This window comes from Kurthia huakuii LAM0618 (assembly GCF_000505545.1).
GTDB classification, from domain to species: domain Bacteria; phylum Bacillota; class Bacilli; order Bacillales_A; family Planococcaceae; genus Kurthia; species Kurthia huakuii.
On the sequence record NZ_AYTB01000002.1, the window covers coordinates 270,700 to 288,779 of the forward strand.

11 protein-coding genes are annotated in these 18,080 nt (G+C 40.0%); 8 read left to right on the forward strand and 3 right to left on the reverse strand.

Features of this window, described 5'->3' with window-relative positions:
• Positions 1 to 3: 3 nt before the first annotated feature.
• Together tagH and V514_RS0101385 are read left to right on the forward strand one after the other, a co-directional pair.
• The gene (gene tagH, locus V514_RS0101380) at positions 4 to 801 is read left to right on the forward strand and encodes a teichoic acids export ABC transporter ATP-binding subunit TagH (protein WP_029497878.1); all 798 of its coding nucleotides are present in this window, start codon (positions 4 to 6) and stop codon (positions 799 to 801) included.
• A 51-nt stretch (positions 802 to 852) separates the two neighbouring features.
• Positions 853 to 2,397 (forward strand): glycosyltransferase, encoded by a 1,545-nt coding sequence (locus tag V514_RS0101385; protein WP_029497879.1) that lies wholly within the window; start codon positions 853 to 855, stop codon positions 2,395 to 2,397.
• Positions 2,398 to 2,511: 114 nt separating this feature from the next.
• On the opposite strand, the gene V514_RS0101390 is transcribed toward V514_RS0101385, so the two are convergent.
• Positions 2,512 to 3,066: a thioredoxin family protein gene (locus V514_RS0101390; protein ID WP_029497880.1), complete on the reverse strand. Its 555-nt coding sequence runs from the start codon at positions 3,064 to 3,066 to the stop codon at positions 2,512 to 2,514.
• 119 nt (positions 3,067 to 3,185) lie between these two features.
• Here V514_RS0101390 and V514_RS19575 point away from each other — a divergent pair, with 119 nt between their 5' ends.
• From V514_RS19575 to V514_RS18670, 6 genes are all read left to right on the forward strand, one after another.
• Positions 3,186 to 4,712 carry a glucosaminidase domain-containing protein gene (locus V514_RS19575; RefSeq protein ID WP_029497881.1) on the forward strand — a complete coding sequence of 509 codons (1,527 nt, stop codon included), beginning with the start codon at positions 3,186 to 3,188 and terminating at the stop codon, positions 4,710 to 4,712.
• Between the two features lie 343 nt (positions 4,713 to 5,055).
• The gene (locus tag V514_RS19580; protein ID WP_029497882.1) at positions 5,056 to 8,106 is read left to right on the forward strand and encodes a GW dipeptide domain-containing protein; all 3,051 of its coding nucleotides are present in this window, start codon (positions 5,056 to 5,058) and stop codon (positions 8,104 to 8,106) included.
• A 360-nt stretch (positions 8,107 to 8,466) separates the two neighbouring features.
• Positions 8,467 to 10,005: a GW dipeptide domain-containing protein gene (locus V514_RS0101405; RefSeq protein ID WP_029497883.1), complete on the forward strand. Its 1,539-nt coding sequence runs from the start codon at positions 8,467 to 8,469 to the stop codon at positions 10,003 to 10,005.
• A gap of 603 nt (positions 10,006 to 10,608) precedes the next feature.
• Positions 10,609 to 13,722, forward strand: coding sequence for a hypothetical protein (locus V514_RS0101410; protein WP_029497884.1), 3,114 nt, complete (start codon positions 10,609 to 10,611; stop codon positions 13,720 to 13,722).
• Positions 13,723 to 13,903: 181 nt separating this feature from the next.
• Positions 13,904 to 16,387, forward strand: a complete 2,484-nt coding sequence (locus V514_RS0101415; protein WP_029497885.1) for a hypothetical protein — start codon at positions 13,904 to 13,906, stop codon at positions 16,385 to 16,387.
• Between the two features lie 187 nt (positions 16,388 to 16,574).
• Entirely contained in the window at positions 16,575 to 16,949 is a 375-nt protein-coding gene (locus V514_RS18670; RefSeq protein ID WP_235072998.1) for a JAB domain-containing protein, read from the forward strand.
• A 49-nt stretch (positions 16,950 to 16,998) separates the two neighbouring features.
• On the opposite strand, the gene istB is transcribed toward V514_RS18670, so the two are convergent.
• Positions 16,999 to 17,763, reverse strand: coding sequence for an IS21-like element helper ATPase IstB (gene istB / locus V514_RS0101425; RefSeq protein WP_029497886.1), 765 nt, complete (start codon positions 17,761 to 17,763; stop codon positions 16,999 to 17,001).
• Positions 17,760 to 18,080 (reverse strand): Mu transposase domain-containing protein (locus tag V514_RS20295; protein ID WP_035944065.1); only part of this gene is annotated, 321 nt, incomplete at its 5' end. The genes V514_RS20295 and istB, both read right to left, overlap by 4 nt.

Here is an 18,080-nt window from a genome sequence, read left to right on the forward strand (position 1 = left end):
ACGGTGGTAAAAACAGTTATTTTAAAAAATGTGACGAAAACGTATTCGATGTATGAATCAAAGTCCGAACAACTCACCGACCTACTTCTTCCATTTAAAAAGAAGAAAGGGCGCAAATTTGATGCGATTGAAGGCATTACGTTTTCAGTAGAAGAGGGCGATATTGTTGGCCTTGTCGGCATCAATGGTTCTGGGAAATCAACATTATCGAATATTATTGGCGGGCTCACACCGGCATCTTCTGGCGAGGTTATTGTCGAAGGTGATGTGAGTGTTATCGCCATTAAATCGGGCCTTTCAAACAATTTAACCGGTAAAGAAAATATCGAGTTTAAATGTTTATTGATGGGCTACAGCAAAGAAAAAATTGAAGAAGTTATGCCGGATATTATTGAATTTTCGGAGCTAGGAGATTTTATTAATCAGCCAGTGAAGCAATATTCAAGTGGTATGAAAGCAAAACTAGGCTTTGCGATTAGCGTTACAGCCGATCCAGATGTGATCGTTATTGACGAGGCATTGTCTGTCGGTGACCAAACGTTTACAGATAAATCATTAGCAAAAATGATGGAATATAAAAAGCGTGGCAAAACGATTTTCTTCGTCAGCCACAACACAAAACAAGTCGAGAACTTCTGTACGAAAATCGCTTGGATTGAAGGTGGACATTTGCGCGAATTTGGCCCAACTAATACGGTCATGAAAAACTACCGCGCGTTTGTACGCAAATACAATAAGTTATCGGAAAAAGAACAGAAGGCCTTTCGTGATAGCCTTGCCGCAGGACGAAAGCATGACTAAACAACGGGCTGTCAATTTAATGGCAGCTCTTTTTAATTGGGGGAACGAACGATGCGAAAAACAATTTTCCTAACCGTATGGAGCTTATCGGTGAAGCCATCAGGCATGAATCGCTCGATTTTTAAACAGGCGCAGCAATTTTTAAAGCATGGCTATAATCCGGTTATTTTAACGATGGATTTTTCATTGGATTATCGACAAATTGAGCGTGAGTTAAAGGCATATGGTTTTATTCCAGATGACGTGCCTGTATTAAACGTTTATGATTATTACCGCGAAAAATTTAATGAACAATCGATGTCTAGTGTGCAAAAAGCGTACTACGAAAATAGCATTAAAAAATTTGAAGAGGGCTATTGGGTAGAGGATGACGGTGATACGGCGCGCTACTTCGTCAACGGTGTCTATACGAAATACAAGCGCTGGGATAAAAATGGTCAGCTGATGATTGTCGATGAATTTGATGATAATCGCGTTCGCATAAGTCGCCGCGAGTTTCATCCGGAAGGTTTTCTAGCGCGCGAAACGCTTTATCATCCAGCAAATAATAAACGCAATCAGGAGCGTTATTTTACGCGTAGTGGTTTTTGCTATTTAACGATTTGGTACAACAATGAAACGGATCGTCAGCAATCGGCCTTTTTATTTGACCCAGCGTATTCAAAAGCGATGGTCTTTCCGGCAGTGAAACAATTGCAAACGGAATGGATTCATGAGCTTGTAAAATTAGAAGCGGTGAAGCCAATTATTATCGCTGAACAACCATCGACTGTTGACCGTGTTAGCAATATCGAAGGCGATGAGGCGAGCCGCATTTATATGCGTCATACGAGCCATGTCGAAAGTTTTGAGCCACTCGTAATGGCAAAAGACGCGGATATGTTATTACGTGTCATGCCAAAAGGTTACCCAATTGTCGTGACGACTCATGCACAGCGCCGTCATTTAGAACAGCATATTGGCGATCGTGAAAACATTTTCGTCATGCCAGACTATTTTGAATCAACTGCAGTAGATGTGGCGCGCGATATGAAAAAATTTGTGTCGGTATCATCGTATGATGCGAGTCATTGTACGAGCGAATTAATCGAGGCATTCGCACAGGTTGTTGAAAAGGAACCAGCAGCGACGCTCGAACTTTACGGCAAATTAACGAAAGCACGCAAAGATGCGATGAACAAGCAAATTGCAAAGTTAAACTTAAAAGATGCGGTGAAAGTGCATGGCTATAAGCTGAATATCGATGAAGTATTAGCGAGCGGCGTTGCAAATGTTATCGTGTCGCAAACGGACGGACAAGCATCAAGTATTGGTGAGGCTTTTGCTAATGGCACGCCGGTTATTGCCTACGATGTAGCATTTGGTGCGGCCGAAGCGATTAAAGATGGTCAAGCTGGCTTCCTTGTTGAGGCGCATAATGTCGATGCGTTAGCACAAGCAATGATGGCGATGTTTGATGAAGAGAAGGCAAAAGAAATGGGCGTTATCGCGAAAAAAGAAGCGGAAGCGCGTTACACAGCAGAAACGTACAGTAAAAATTGGCTGGCATTACTTGACCATATTGAAGAACATATGCCAAGAGAGCCGTTAATTTAAAAGAGGCTGTTACGAAACATTAAAAAACCGGAACCGCGCCACCGCGCGATTCCGGTTTTTCTTATGCTCATCTGAGAGGGTGTTGTTACACGTATGTCCCAGCCTCTTTTTCATTTACAACGCTGCTAAAATGACGCGTTTCATATCTTCATATACCCATGACCAGCATTGTGGTTCGGCGATATATTTTTGCTGCAAGCCGCCATAGAGCGCTTTTTCCGCTTCGGCATAATGCGCATCTTCTTTTGGTGGAAGCTCTGCGCGCCCATTCACTACGAGCAGTTGAAGCTCCGGCGCACGAGGGCCCCATTTTGCGACAACATCGCCAGCGCCGTTTAGAATTAAATAAATCGGAATGGCGCGCCCACCATTTGTTAAGTAACGGTCGATTAACGCGGTATCTGCATCGCGAAATGCCGCGCGCATGTCAATGCCCGCAGCCTCAGCAAGTTTTAGCATAATTGGGTTGTTCAGCATCGCATCACCGCACCAATTTTCAGTAATCGCTAAAATTTTGTACCCTGCTAAACGCGCCGCAAAGCCGTCCTCTGGCACATTAAATTGCTCGTAAATCGCTTCTGTTCCTTCCTTTAAAAAAGGTACATCCATCTGTGCGATATAGTCATGCATTGGCAGTGCTTCGTCAAAATACTGTTGTTCTGTTTTCATTGTCATTCCTCCTTGTAGTCTTATTGTGCCTGAATTCTAGCAATTTTTACAACTAGAAAACCTCGAAAATCAGACGATATGTATAGTAGGAAATACAGGAAAGAAGGGAATCCTTATTGATGAAGTCATGGTTACTTGCGCTAAGTTTAGCTGTATGCTGTATGGCAGTTTTAGGAACGACGGCTAATGCGAAAGAGAAAAAAACAAATCAAATTGCACAGCTCACAAGCAGTAATGTATTTATTTATAAAAAAGCGGATGCCAAGGCGGCAAAATCAAAGGCCGGAAAGCGCGCGGATGTGTCGTATTATGTGCGCCGCTATAATGGGCAATTTTACCGCATCGAACAAGGTTCAAAAACGATTGGTTGGGTGAAAAAAGCGGATCTTAAGCTGTCAAATCGCAAAACGATTTCGTTAAAGCCGCAAGTGAAATATATTATTGGGCTACAACACGCGTATGCGATGCCGCTTGGGCGCGAGTCAGAAGTCGTCTATGATTTATCGCAATACGTCGCGAAAAAAATGACGATGGTTCAGCAGGAAACGATTGGCGACACCAATTGGTATAAAGGGAAGATGGGCGGCAAATATGTGTGGTTCCCAGAAGATGCGGTGACGATGTATGGCTATGCGGCGGTCGATTTACATAAGGCATCATCGATTTCAGCGAAGGAAATGCGTGCCTTTTTATTGTCAAAAGGGAAGACGCCAGATAATATTTTATATAAGCTCGCACCTTCATTTATTGAAGCGCAAAAAGATACCGGCATTAACGCGCAATTTATGCTAGCACATGCCATTTTAGAAACAGGCTGGGGTAACTCGGTTATTGCACAATATAAAAATAACTTTTTCGGTTATCAAGCGTATGATTCTTGCCCGGTGACGTGCGCGAAATATTTTCCAACGGGCACAAAGGGATTAGACTACTACGCGTATAAGATCCATACGAATTATTTGGCGAAAAATGGTTTGTATTATAATGGTCCGTCAGCGCTCGGTATGAATGTGCGCTATGCGTCAGACCGTACATGGGCACAAAAAATTGCCAATTTGATGGAGCAAATGAAGCCTTATAATGAAGCGGAATATAAAAAGAAAAAGGCGACGACGATGGCGCTGAAGCCACCGTCAGAGTATGATCACGTCATTCCAACGAAAAAACAACAGCCGATTCATTTTAAGGCGATGCCAGACGACATGATGGCAACGACGACAGTAGCAACAACTGTTTATGCGATGCCATATACATATGCGCGCGCACTTGGTAGCTATGCGCCGAAAAAGAAAGTTGAACTCGTAGCGTATCATAGTGATGTACGCGATGTGTCGATTAGCCCAACAAAAACGGCGCGCTGGTATCGTATTGATTACAAAGGGACACAAGGTTGGGTGCGCAGCGATAAATTATCGACGCCAACACTGGGCTTTATTACACAAACGACGACGGCGCATTCAAATGCGGGGTCTAAATATTCGAAAGTATCGAATGCACTCGCTTATTCACCGCTCGAATTTGTTATGAAAAACAACAAAAAAGTGTCGAAAATCGATAGTAAGAAAGCAAAATGGTATAAAGTATATCTCCCAGAAGCACCGAAAAAAGCGGTGTGGGTAAAATCAACTTTTATTAAAACGTATTAAAATGCGACATAGACGGATGCTTAAAATGCCTAGTTTTGAACAAAAAATGCCCCTTAGAACCCCGAAAACGTTCAAAAAGGGGCTTTTTTCGGCCGAAAAATCGTGTCAAGCATATTATTTATCGGACATTTTAACGAATAAGTGTCAAAAAAACGCAAATAGTTAGCGAATGGCGCATATTATCGAATATGTCGTATAGCCAAACCCGACTTTTGGCGTTTTGAGTGATTTCTGAACGGTGATTTTAAAAAATAATTTTAAAAATTTACATAATATTGGAACACAACTAAATCATTTAGCATGGTATAGTGGAATGAATGAGTAAATGAAAGGTGGAAGTTTTATGAATGGATTGAAATTTTGGAAGCCGGCTGCAGCGACCTGTCTCGCGGCGACATTAATGACGACACCACTTGCATCGGCGCCAGTAGCACAGGCTGAGACGCAGCAAGTAGCGACAACAAACGTGAGCTTCGTCGCAACGGCGAAATCTGAGAAGTCACCGATTTATAAAAATGCTGGTGATAAAAAAACGTTAATGCTTGCTGGGAAAGACTATACCGATGAAATTTTTTATGTGCGTAAAAAAGCAGTCGTTGCAGGAACGACATACTATCAAATTACGCGTAGTACATCAGATAAAACGCCAGCAATTGGTTGGGTGAAAGAAAAAAGTTTGAAGCTATCGTCATTTAGTTACGTAAAAAATGATGCGACTGCGAAAAAATTGAATGGTACGGGTGCAGCCTATACAAGACCGGGTGGCGAGGCGCGTAATAGGATGTTTAAAAATTTAACAGCGCATAAAAATAAACCCTTTACGCCGCAATCAACAGCAAAAGTAGGCAATGAAACGTGGTACCTCGGCAAAATTGATACATATACAGTGTGGCTTCATGCATCGAGTGTTGGAGCAACAACAAAGCCACCGACAGAGGAAAAGCCTGATGCGAGTGCGGAAGCTGTAAGTTATGTGGCGAACGCAAAATCGGCAAAATCGCCCATTTATAAACAAGCGGGCGATAAAAAAGCGCTAACGCTCGCTGGTAAAACGTATACGAATGAAACATTTTATGTGTATAACAAAAAGGTTGTCAATGGGACGAGCTATTTTGAGATTACACGTAAAAAGGACGGCGAGGCAATCGGCTGGGTGAAAGAAAAGAGCTTGAAGCTACAAACGCTGAAAGTTATGCCAAATAGTACGAAAACGTTTTATCTAAAGGGAACAGGGAAAGGCTATACGCGCCCAGCAGGAGTATCGCGTAATGTGCTGTATAATTCGTTAGCGAGTTATAAAGGGACGGCCTTTAAAACGACATCGAAAGTGAAGATTGGCAAGACGAATTGGTATACGGCGAAAATTGGGGGCAATGTCGTATGGTTGAAGTCGAGTGATATGACGACGAAAAAACCGACGACAACGCCAGATCCTGAGCCGGAAAATCCAGATACAGTCGTTATTGTGGAGGAAGCGATTTCTGCGGTGGCGAGCATTACGAAAAGCTCGGCGAAAGCGATTCCTTCATTAAAAGAGCCGACAAAAACAGTGGCGATTGATGCTGATACTATTCATGTGACGCAGTTTATCGAGAAAAAGGCGACGATTGATGAAGAAGTGTATTATGAGTTTGCTGATATTGGCTTTGTGCATGAGGATGATGTCAAAGTCGCGAGCTATAGCGATGAGCAGGACATGGATGAAACGCGCACATTAAAAGGGACGGGTCGCGGTTATTCAGTGCCAGGTGCGACAAAAGCAAGTGAAGCGGTACTGTCAACACTTGCAGCATTAGCGAATACGGATTTCCGCGTTGAACGTGCTGCGAAAGTGGACGGCAAGCTATGGTATTTCGGCAAAACGGTAAATGACGTCGAAATTTGGACGGCAGCGTCGAATACAACGGACAAACAAGCGCCAGCACCAGAAAAGCCAACGTATGAAAATGTCAGTTTACAAGCGACGGTGTTAAGTGGCACGGTACCAATTTATGCCGATGTTGAAAATCTCGCCAATGTGCGTAATATGTCATCAGCTGAAAAAGCACAAACGTATGCGGTGGCGCGTAAGGCGGTCACGTCAGATGGCGCGGTGTATTATGAGTTAAGCTATAGCGGCGAAGTCATTGGCTGGGTAGCGGAAAAGCAATTGTCGCTAAGTGAGCCAACGACCGAGGTGGCGTCGCTTTTTTTAACAGGTCAGGGGAAGGCATATAGTGAAGCGGGCGCAAAGGGGAGCGTCGTTTATAGCTCCTTAGAAAAGTATCGTACCGATGGCTTTATTGTGAAAACATCGCGCACGATTAATAATATTGTTTATTATAACGGCATCATTGACGGCAAAATGGTATGGGTAGCAGCATCACAGTTAGCAAATCCATATTATGTTGAAAATTTGCGTAAAACATCGACGATTTCACAAGCTGAAATGGAAGCGTATTTAGTGAAGAAAAAAGGGACGGCCATTAAAACGAACGCGCTGTATAAAGCAATCCCGACGTTTTTAGCGGTGCAGGACAAGTACGGCATCAATGCGCAGTTTATGCTCGCACATGCGATTTGGGAAACAGGCTGGGGAAGCTCGGAAATTTTCCAATATAAAAACAATGGGTTTGGTTATCAAGCGTATGATTCATGTGCAAAAACATGTGCTATCTATTTCCCAACGATGAATGATGGCGTCGAATATTATGCCGACCAAATTTATAATAAGTATTTAAAAGAAGGTGCGATTTATAATAATGGCACGACACCAGCGGGGATGAACGTCAAATATGCGACCGATAAAAACTGGGGTAGTAGTATTTCACGTTTAATGAATGAAATGAAGGCGTATGATGCGGCGTATTACAACAAACAGCAAGCATCAACGAATGATCCGGCGCGTATTACGGCGCAGTATGATCATATTATTCCGGCGGATCAGCCACAGCCGGCGTCATTCCGCACGATTAATGGCGTAGCGACGGTTAATGCGGCGACGAAACTGTATACGATTCCGTATGCGCAAGTGGCACGTGAGTTTGCGGCGGTGAAGGCTGGCGATCAGCTGAACATTGTCGCCTATCATGAAGATGTGCGTGATACGGCGACGTCGCGCTGGTTCCGCGTTGATTATAATGGCGCGCAAGCATGGGTGCAATCGGCATCTGTAGCGATTCCGGGCATTGCGGCGGCTGTGAAGGACAATACGATTATTTGGAGCGAAGCGGGAACGCCAACTGCCTTATCAATCGGAACTTTAAGTAAAAATACACATATCAATGTCATTTTAGATGGTAATGGAAAAAGAGTTGAAACAAAAGATACAGCTGGTGCAACATTTATTAGTGTTCAATTACCTAATTCAGCGAAAATTGGCTGGATTAAGGAAACGGAGCTACGTTTGTTCTAGGTGACACTTTACGGGAGATACGCGAGAATTCGTGTATCTCTTTTTTTATTTATAGTAATTAAGAATTTTAAAAAAGGAATATTGAATATTAAAAGGTAAATTAAGGTTAATTTTAGTAGTTATTCAGAAATAGCAAAAAATGAAAAATCGCAGGAAAAGGAATAAAGGCTTGGAATAGTCAAAAGATGATGTAGTTATAATTACTTATTACACTATACAATGTATGTGATTATGTATGTGTCTAAAGTATATATTTTTGTTGAAAAGGGTTCTAATAATCTAAAAAATATAGGTCTAAATTAAGTGTCAGCGTGATATATTAAAACGCGGAGAGAAAATTCAAAGGTGGTACAACAGAATATGACACAAACTTGGAAGATGCTAGCGGCTATGGGGATAGCTACAACGATCATGACATCGCCAGTTGCGATGAATGGGCAAAACGTGCAGGTTGCTCAAGCGGCGACAACGACGTCGATTACTTATATGGGGCAGATTGATGATCCGAAGACCGCGATTTATGATGGCCCTGGCGGTGAAAAATTTGATACGGTTGATACGCTGTATTCAAAAAATAGTTTTTACATACATAAGAAAGCGACCGTAAATGGTGTGACGTACTATCGTATTTCGCGCAATGAAAATCCGACATACGGTGCGATTGGCTGGGTCAAAGCGTCTAACATTCACGTCAAAAAAATGACCGAGCAAAAAAATGTTTCAAAAGCATATCCGATGAATGGAAAAGGCAATGCGTATTCACGTCCGGATGGTGGTGAGCGCAATATTTGGCATTCATTAAAGGATTATAAAAATCGGCAGTTTTATCCGCAGCGCACCGTAAAAGTTGGTTCTGCTACGTGGTATTACGGCAAGGTCGGCGAGCGCAATGCGTGGATTTCAACAGCGAGCTTAACGGAAAATGTTGATACAGCAGGTGGTGTGACGACGCCGGCGAAGAAGGTCAGCTATATGGGCATGCTACATAGTAAAAAGAATGTCATCTATAAAACAGCAGGTGGTGCGAAACTGCAAACGGCTGGGGAACTGTATACGGAAAATCAATTTTACGTCCATCAAAAGAAAATCGTGGATGGTGTGACGTACTACCGCATCTCGCGTCATGAAGGCGCGGCGGGTGAATTTGTTGGCTGGGTCAAAGCAGCGGCGATTGATTTAGTATCCTTAAAAACACATGCCAATGTGACCGAAAGCTTTAAGTTGACGGGGACGGGCAATGCTTACTCGCGCCCGGCCGGTGGTAAGCGCAATATGTGGCATTCATTAGCAAGCTATAAAAATGATCACTTCCGTGCGCAACAGACAGTCGAAGTCGATGGTACGCTATGGTACTACGGCAAAGTCGGCGAGCGCAATGTGTGGATAGCCGCCTCAAGTGTCACGGATTCGATTAAGCAAGCAGGCAATCCAACGTCAAAAACGACTGCGGTGAGCTATGTCGGTCAAGTGAAATCAACGAAAACACCGCTCTATCGTGTGGCAGGGAAGACGAGCACGAAGTTTTTAGCAGGCGCAAGCTATACAAACGAAACGTACTATATATATAAGAAGATAGTCGTAAATGGTACGACGTATTATGAGCTTCGCCGCAGCCAGTCGGGTGACATTATTGGTTGGGTGAAAGATAAGAGTGTCTCAAAACAATCATTGAAGTTTGTGACGAATACGACGAGTAGCTTCTTGATCGATGGGACCGGGAAAGGTTATACACGTCCGAACGGCAAAACGCGCAATACATTGTATCCGACGATGAAACCATTTGCCGGGGATACATTTAAGCCAACATCGACCGCGCTTATTAGCAAGGAGCTATGGTATGTCGGGCAGATTGGTTCAAAGACGGGCTGGTTAAAGGCGACACAACTAACGATTAAATAATGACAAGAGATTGGTAAATTTGCCAATCTCTTTTTTGTTTTTAGGTAGCAAGAAAGATGCTACAGGAACATTTACTAGGTAAATCGCCCAATTCGACAAAATGCGCGCAGGACGAATATGTCGACAAAAGCGCTTGCATAAATGTAATAATTGTAACATTACACCCTTATAAGATGTTAAAATATGTAAAAGAATGTTGATATTAACCAAACTTAAATAACTATATAATAGGAAGAAACTCTATACAAAATGCATGAGAATGGGGCTTTGATTGTTACAAAATCGTATAAATCGCTTAAAATAGACAATTCTGTGACATGAAAGGACGTAAAAACAATACTTTAAACTCAAACAAATCAAATTAATTGCATATATTTGATAAAGATAATATTTTTTTATTCTATAGAAGTTTTATAAAGATAAAAATTTGATTGTATTAACAATCTAGTGATATTCTACTTGCTAAGTAGAATTATTTGGTAGAAAAAAAGGTGGAAATTCTCCTATGATTGGACGATAATTAGGCTAAGCATGATTAGTTGATACACTTTTCGCAGGAAGCGAGATGACTAATCATATCTAATTAAGGGAGGATTTTCATTCATGGGAAAACACAAAATCGTTAAATCTGCAGCAGCAGTAGCTCTTACTGCATCTGTAGTAGCAACAGCAGTAGCACCAGGTGCATCAGCTGCTTCATACAAAACAAACTCTAAGGACCAATTAGTTTACACTAAATCAGGTAAACTAGTAAAAGGTTGGAAAGTATTCGGCGGCAAACTTTACAAAAACGGTAAATTAGCTCCAGCTAAAAAATACAAAATCATCGGTACTGGCGCTGCTCAACAATTATTCTACGGCCCAACACTTAAAAAAGGTTACAAAACTGCTAACAGCAAAACTTTACTATTCAAAGATGGTAAATTAGCAGATGGCTGGAAACAAGCTGGTAAAGGCGAACGCTTATACAAAAACGGTAAATTAGATAAAGGCTACACAGTATTCAACGATGTTGAAGGCGAAAAATTCCTTTACCAAAACGGTTACCTTAAAAAAGGTCTTAAAACTGCAACTCGCGGCGGCGAAACAAACTTATTCAAAGATGGTAAATTAGCTCAAGGCCTAGTACAATTCCCAGCTGAAACTGGTAAATTCTACAACAACGGTAAATTAGCTCAAGGTACTATCGGCGGTAAAGAATACAAAGACGGTGTTGTAGTAGTAGCAGAAGCTAACTACACTGCAAAATCAATCAACGCTACAACAGTTGAAGTAACATTCGAAACAGCGATCGATACTTCAGACGTTAAAGCTGAAAACTTCGCTATCGAAGGTTTAACAGTATCTAACGCAGTAGCAAAACAATCTGATTCTAAAACAGTTATCTTAACTACTTCTGCACAAGAAGCTGGTAAAGAATACTCAGTAGCATACAAAGGTGCAACAGCTGCTAAATTCACAGCAATCAACACTACTGTACCAACAGCTATCGCTTCTACAACAATCAAACCTTACCAAACTTCACAACAAGCTAAAATCGGTACTCAAGTAACTGTAAAAGCTACTGTAACTGTTGCTGAAGGCCAATCTAAAGCTGGTATCCCTGTAACTTTCGTTATCGATAACAATAAAGACGTTGCAGGTACTACAACTGGTAACCAAGGTAAAGACCAAACTGTTGAAGTTAAAACTGACGAAAACGGTGTAGCTTCTTATACTTACACTCAATACGTAGATTCAACTGACTCAGTAACTGCTTATGCTACTGGTGCTCCAACTCAACGTACATCAACATTCGTATACTGGGGTATCGCGCAACCATTAACAGTAGCTGATGTAACTACTGAATCAACTTTAGCTAACAACGGCAAAAAAGTTTACAAAGTAACTGGTGAAAGAAACGCAGAATATAGCGTAACATTTGCTGAAAACTATAATGTAACTCCTGAAAAAGTTGATAACAAAGCTAAAATCAACGATGAGCCTGTATCACCATTCCAATCTTCAATCTCAGGTGAAGCAGTAGCTTCTAAAGTTGTAAAAATCAAAACAAACGACAAAGGTGAAGCTACTTTCTCAGTAACTGGTGCTAACACTTCAGTAACTCCTGTAGTATTCAAAGAATCAATTTTACCAGTTGATCGTTTAAACCCTGCTGAATTACAAGCAACAGCTTCAACTGTTAAATTCGAAAATATCAAAACTGTAGGTTTAACTAACGAAGCACAAGGTACTCAAAAAGCTTCAGCAGCTAAAGCAGGTACAACATTCGAGAAAATGAAAGAAAACCAAGGTGGCCGTACTTACGTATCTACTTTAACTGATAAAGACGGTAAAACTGCAGCTGCAGGCACTACAGTTTACTTAACATTCGATAAAGGCGCTACTACTAACCCAGTATCAGCAGCTAACTTACACGTATTCGACGCTAAAGGCAATGCTGTAACAGCTGACGCTAACGGTGTTTACACTCTTAAAACTGATAAAGATGGTAAAGTTGTATACGCATTATCAAGCGCAACTCAAAACAGCTATGCAACACCAGTTGTATTCTTAAACAACGGTACATCTACAGGCTTAGCTCTTGATGAAGCTGATACTAACACTAAAGGCGAAATCACTTACTTCGGCGATGCTACTGTAGCTAAAGCGGAACTTAAAGTGAACAAACAAGATGCTGCTAACGGTTTAACAGTGAAATACGCGAAAGACGTAACAGTTAACTACCAAACAGTTGACCAAAACGGTTTCGAGTACGCTCCTGAAAAAGAAACTAAAGTAGCATTCAACTTCACTACTACATTCGGTGAATTAACTGCTGGTAGCGTTGTTGTTGCAACTGGTAACACAAACAACAAAGCATTAGAATTCACTACAAACCCTCAAGGTGAAATCGAATTCAAACTAGGTACTGACGTAGATACTACAGCTACTGTAACTGCATCAGGTAACACAGTAGTTGCGAACAATGCAACAGCTAAAGTTGTATTCGAATACGTAGGTGCAGCTCCAACTGCTTCAGTAACAGAAGCTGAAAAAGATGCTGTAAACCGTTCTGGTTCAGCTGCAGAAGTTAAAACTGCATTAGCAGCAAACGAATCATTCAAATCTTTAAGCACTGAAGCACAAGATAAATTCGCTAAAGAAGTTTACGAAGCATTAAAAGCTGGTAACCCATACACTGTAGCTTCATTAAACATCGCTTTAACAAAAGCAATGAACGATGACAAACCTGTAACTCCATCAGCAACAGCAAAAGCTTACACTGACGCAGTAGCAGCTATCCCAGCTCTTAAAGAAGACAAATCTAACAAAGCTGACGTAGCAGCAGCAATCGCTAAAGCTGAAGAAGCAGCAAAAGCATTAACAGCAGCTGACAAAGCAACTACTGCTGTAAAAGATGCTGACGCTAAATTAGCAGCAGCTAAAGAATCAGTAAAAGAAGAAACTCCAGAAGGTGACAAAGTGAAAGTAGCAGACTTACTAGCAGCTAAAAAAGCAACTATCGATACTGATAAAGTAACAGATAGCGTAACATTATCATTCTTAAAAACTGACTTACCTGCATCATTTGAAGGTAAAAAAGTTTATGCTGTAGTTAAAGGTGAAAAAGTAGAAATTAAATTAAGCGCTTTAGCACCAACAAAATACTACAACAAATTTGACTCTAAATTCACTCAAGCAGATGTAGAAGCAGCAGAATTAATCGCTGAATAATTTGAAGCTTAAATAAATATATAGAGATAGCGCTTAGCTATCTCTATATTATATGTTTTTTTATGGGTATAAATATCTAGTTTGTATCTAAAAAAAGAATAAAACATATCTATATTATCAAAAGATAATCAGGATATATTAAATTTAAAAAAACCTTAATTAGGAAAGGAAGTACTAAGAAATGAATTTCAAAACTCCATTTAAAGTATTAACTACTGCCGCATTAATCGGTACATTATCATTATCAGCAGTAGCACCAGGTGCAGCATCTGCAGCTGAAAAAACAGCGAAAACTGTTCAAACAAAAGCTGAATTAGCAGCAAGCCATATTGTATTAGAAGATGCAAAAGGCAACCTAATCACTTTAGATTACAACACTTATTTAGAAGCAAAATCAGTAGGTATTGATCTTGGCGCAGAGCCAATTTCAATCAAAGTAGGAGATAAATTCTACAACCTTAATGATTTCTTAGAAGCAAAATCAGTATCAAATAATAATTTAGAAGAAGCTGTTAAATTATTAGATAAGAATGACTTAAGTCAAGATATCACTCCTGCAGAAGGAACTATTGAAGATGGTAAATTAGTAGTTGTCCCTGGAGACGAAGATTTCACAGTAACTGAAATTGCTGCGATTAACTCTAAACAAGTTAAAGTTACATTCTCTAAATCAATTCCAGCTAAACAATTATTAACAAGCGTATCTGCAGGTACTGTTGATACTGATGCAATTAAAGTAAATCGTGCAGTAACAGTAGCAGCACCAGATGATATAAATAAAAACGTTACTACGGTAACTGGTGAAGTAAGTAAAGATGGTAAATCTATCATTTTAACTGCTTCAGGTGCAACATATTTTGACGGTGCATATGCAGTAACTGTTTCTGATAAAGTTGAAGATAAAACAGGTAAAAAACTAACAGCATTCGCAGGCACAGTGAAAGTTGAAGATACAGTGGCACCAACAGTAGAATCAGTAGAATTCGATCCTACTTCAGGTAAGATTGTTTTCACTACATCTGAACCAGTAGCATTACCAACTACTCTACGTATTAATGGGACACCAGTAACTGGTTTATTAGCTGTAGCAAATTCAAATAATACAAAATTTGAATTTGCTAAACCTGAATCAGTAAAAGCTGGCGAAGAAGCAACAGTTTACTTAGCTGGTTCTAAGGATTATGCTGGTAACATTCTTGAAGCTTTCAATGGTAAAGTAACAATTGCTGATGACCAATCAACATTACAAGTAGCGGAAGTTAAGCAAGTATCATCTAACAAAGCTGCTATCGTATTCAATAAACCATTAAAATCTTCTACATTAGCAGATACTGACATTACAGCATTAATCGATGGTAAAGCACTAACAGCTACTACAAATGTAACTTATACTGTTGATTCTACAGATGTTACAGGTAAAACTGTTATCGCTACATTCAACCCTAGTACAACTAACATTGCAGCGGCACCAACATACTTCTATGGTACAGGAACTACTAAAGAAATTACTTTCGTAGTAGCTGATAAATCAATCGAAGATGTATACGGTCAAAAAATTGCTACAACTACAAAAACTGTAACTTTAAATAAAGATGTAACTGGTCCAACTGCAGTTTCTGCGACTTTAGACCGTGATGGTAAAGGTATTACTATCCAATTAGACGAAGCTTTAGCAGGTAGCGCAGGCAATGCAGTAACACTTGAAGCAGTACGCATTAATGGTGTAGCTGGTGATTTAGTTAGTGTTTCAGGAACTCCAGAAGCTTTAAAATACTCAGCCAAATTAGTAGCTGATGAAAAAGGCCAATTAACACAAATTAAAGTTACTAAAGGCTTAGCGGCAGCTCTAGAAACAATTCCATCAGGAACTGTACAAGTTCGTTTAGCAGCATCAGCTATCACAGATGTTCATACAAATGCTTCAAAAGCAATTTCACAAACAGTTACTGTAAATGCTTCAACAAAAGACTTAGAAGTAGTTTCAAATGGTATTTCAACACCAGCTACTAATCACTTCACTGTTGAGTATAACCAAGCTGTAACAGCGGCATCAGCTCTTAATAAAGCAAACTACACTTTAGATGGTAAAGCTCTTCCAGAAGGAACTGATATTTACTTTGATTCAGCAACTCCAGAGAAAAAAGTACACATCGTTTTACCAACTGGCTCAATCAATATTGGTTCAACATCAACAGGTACATCTGCACAACTTGCAGTAGCAAATGTTAAAACTGAATCAGGTAAAACAGTAAAATCTACATCTGGTACAGTAACTATTAAAGATAACACTTCAGCTACAGTTAAATCTGTATCAGTTGTTGGTAACATTGTATACGTTAAATTTGATGAAAAATTAGCAGCTTATACATCTGCAACAGCTTTAAATGATTTTGCTATCACTGTAGATAATGAAGCATTATCATTAGGTACAGAAGGTACAGGCGGTACAGCAGGTAAAGCAGAAGCAGCTCTTGTTTCTGGACAAGAAGATACAGTAGCAATTACTATTACTCCAGCGGTAGCAACTTCTCCAGTACCTGCAGATTATGTTGCATCTAACTGGAATAATGCTAAGAAAATTGAAGTATCTTATAAAGGTACTAACTTAACAGATGCTAACGTATTCCAAGTTGCTAAATCAGTAGCTCCAGTAGCAAACAAATAATCAACTCCTCCTCCCTTAAAGACGGACGGAATGATTAAATAATAAAAGAATCTCTTTTCCCCCTAGCTTTTCGGAGTTAGGGGTTTTTCTTTGCGTTTTAATCGAAAATACAAGTATATATTATAACTTTGAATACGAGCTCATTCTCTTAATAAGGGAATGGGCTTTTTACATTGGAGGAGATTGTGTGAGTGAATCGAAAAAGAGAATTACATTAGTGGATGTGGTGTTAGAGCGTAAGGGTTCGATGTTGTTTGAAGGTCGAAAAGTAAAGATTCCGAATGATGCAGCTAACATCCTCCGAGATTTCATAGGCGATTCGGATCGTGAGAAGTTTGTCGTGTTGTGTTTGAATGTGAAGAACGAACCAACAGCGATACAAGTAGTACATACAGGTTCGCTAAATGCTTCGATTGTGCATCCGAGAGATGTTTTTAAGGTAGCGGTGCTTTCTAATTCTGCAAGTGTAGTCGTTGCTCACAATCATCCATCAGGAAACCCAACAGCGAGTGTGGAGGACATTCGAGTGACGAAACGATTAGTCGAAGCAGGCTGTCAATAACGCCTCTAAATTCTCCGATAATATCGGGATAAAATTCCCCATTATAGAGTTAAGTAGTTAAATGATTAGCTGGGAATATCCCAGCTTTTTTCTTTTCTTTCATACGGTAAGATTCACCTTTAATATTAAATGTTACTGAATGATGTAATAGGCGATCTAGGATCGCTGTAGCTAAAATATCATCTCCAAAAACGTGGCCCCATTCAATGTAAGACTTGTTAGAGGTTAGAATCATTGAACCTTTTTCATAACGTTTTGAAACAATCTGAAAAAAGGTATTAGCTGCTAGCTCGTCAAATGGGAAATAACCAATTTCGTCAATAATTAAAACATCTGGCTTGCTTAATCTTTTAATCAAATAATGCAGTGTATTTCTGCTATCAGAGATTTTACACTGGGCCATAAAATCATCTGCTGTTATAAAACGTACGGAATATCCTTTTGTTAATGCTTCAACTCCGAAGCCGATGGCTAGATGCGTTTTACCGACACCAGGAGGTCCTAATAATATGCAGTTTTCTCCATTCCCGATATATCGACATGTTAAGATCTCTTTAACACGTTGTTCACTAATACTAGGTTGTAATGAAAAATCAAAATCAGCTAAGTTTTTCACATAAGGAAACTTTGCTTGAGAAACTCGTTTGGCTAGTAATTGTGATTCTTTGTACGTCCACTCAGCTTCTATCACCTGATTTAAGAATTCGAAATATGATATATTATTAGATGAAGCACTTTCAACGAAACCATCTAATTGATGGGCTGTATTTTCCAAACCAAGCGCCTTTAGGCGCTCTTCAAGAAGCGTTTTCATACTTGATCACCTTCTTCGAATAAGGCATATATAGCTAATGAACGTTGTTCTACATCTGGTGCTTGTGAAAGAGTAGAATCTACAGATTTTGGGGTCGCCAAACCATTTGAATCTGTTGTTTTCTGCTCTTTTTTTGTTCCAGGTAATCCCGCATAATGCGATGTTTGTTGAACCATTTGATGTTTCTTTTTACTTAAAGAGTGTGTGGCGATACATTCGATTCCATCATAAATTTGCAGCTTTTCATCTTCTATTCGTAGTTTTACAGTTTGACCTACATAGCGATAAGGAACTGAATATTGATTTCCTTCAAATGA

Excerpts from the sequence above, each read along its gene's own strand:
- V514_RS0101385 (WP_029497879.1), top strand. The coding sequence starts at position 853 with ATGCGAAAAACAATTTTCCTAACCGTATGGAGCTTATCGGTGAAGCCA.
- V514_RS0101390 (WP_029497880.1), bottom strand. The coding sequence starts at position 3,066 with ATGAAAACAGAACAACAGTATTTTGACGAAGCACTGCCAATGCATGAC.
- V514_RS19575 (WP_029497881.1), top strand. The coding sequence starts at position 3,186 with ATGAAGTCATGGTTACTTGCGCTAAGTTTAGCTGTATGCTGTATGGCA.
- V514_RS19580 (WP_029497882.1), top strand. The coding sequence starts at position 5,056 with ATGAATGGATTGAAATTTTGGAAGCCGGCTGCAGCGACCTGTCTCGCG.
- V514_RS0101405 (WP_029497883.1), top strand. The coding sequence starts at position 8,467 with ATGACACAAACTTGGAAGATGCTAGCGGCTATGGGGATAGCTACAACG.
- V514_RS0101410 (WP_029497884.1), top strand. The coding sequence starts at position 10,609 with ATGGGAAAACACAAAATCGTTAAATCTGCAGCAGCAGTAGCTCTTACT.
- V514_RS0101415 (WP_029497885.1), top strand. The coding sequence starts at position 13,904 with ATGAATTTCAAAACTCCATTTAAAGTATTAACTACTGCCGCATTAATC.
- istB (WP_029497886.1), bottom strand. The coding sequence starts at position 17,763 with ATGAAAACGCTTCTTGAAGAGCGCCTAAAGGCGCTTGGTTTGGAAAAT.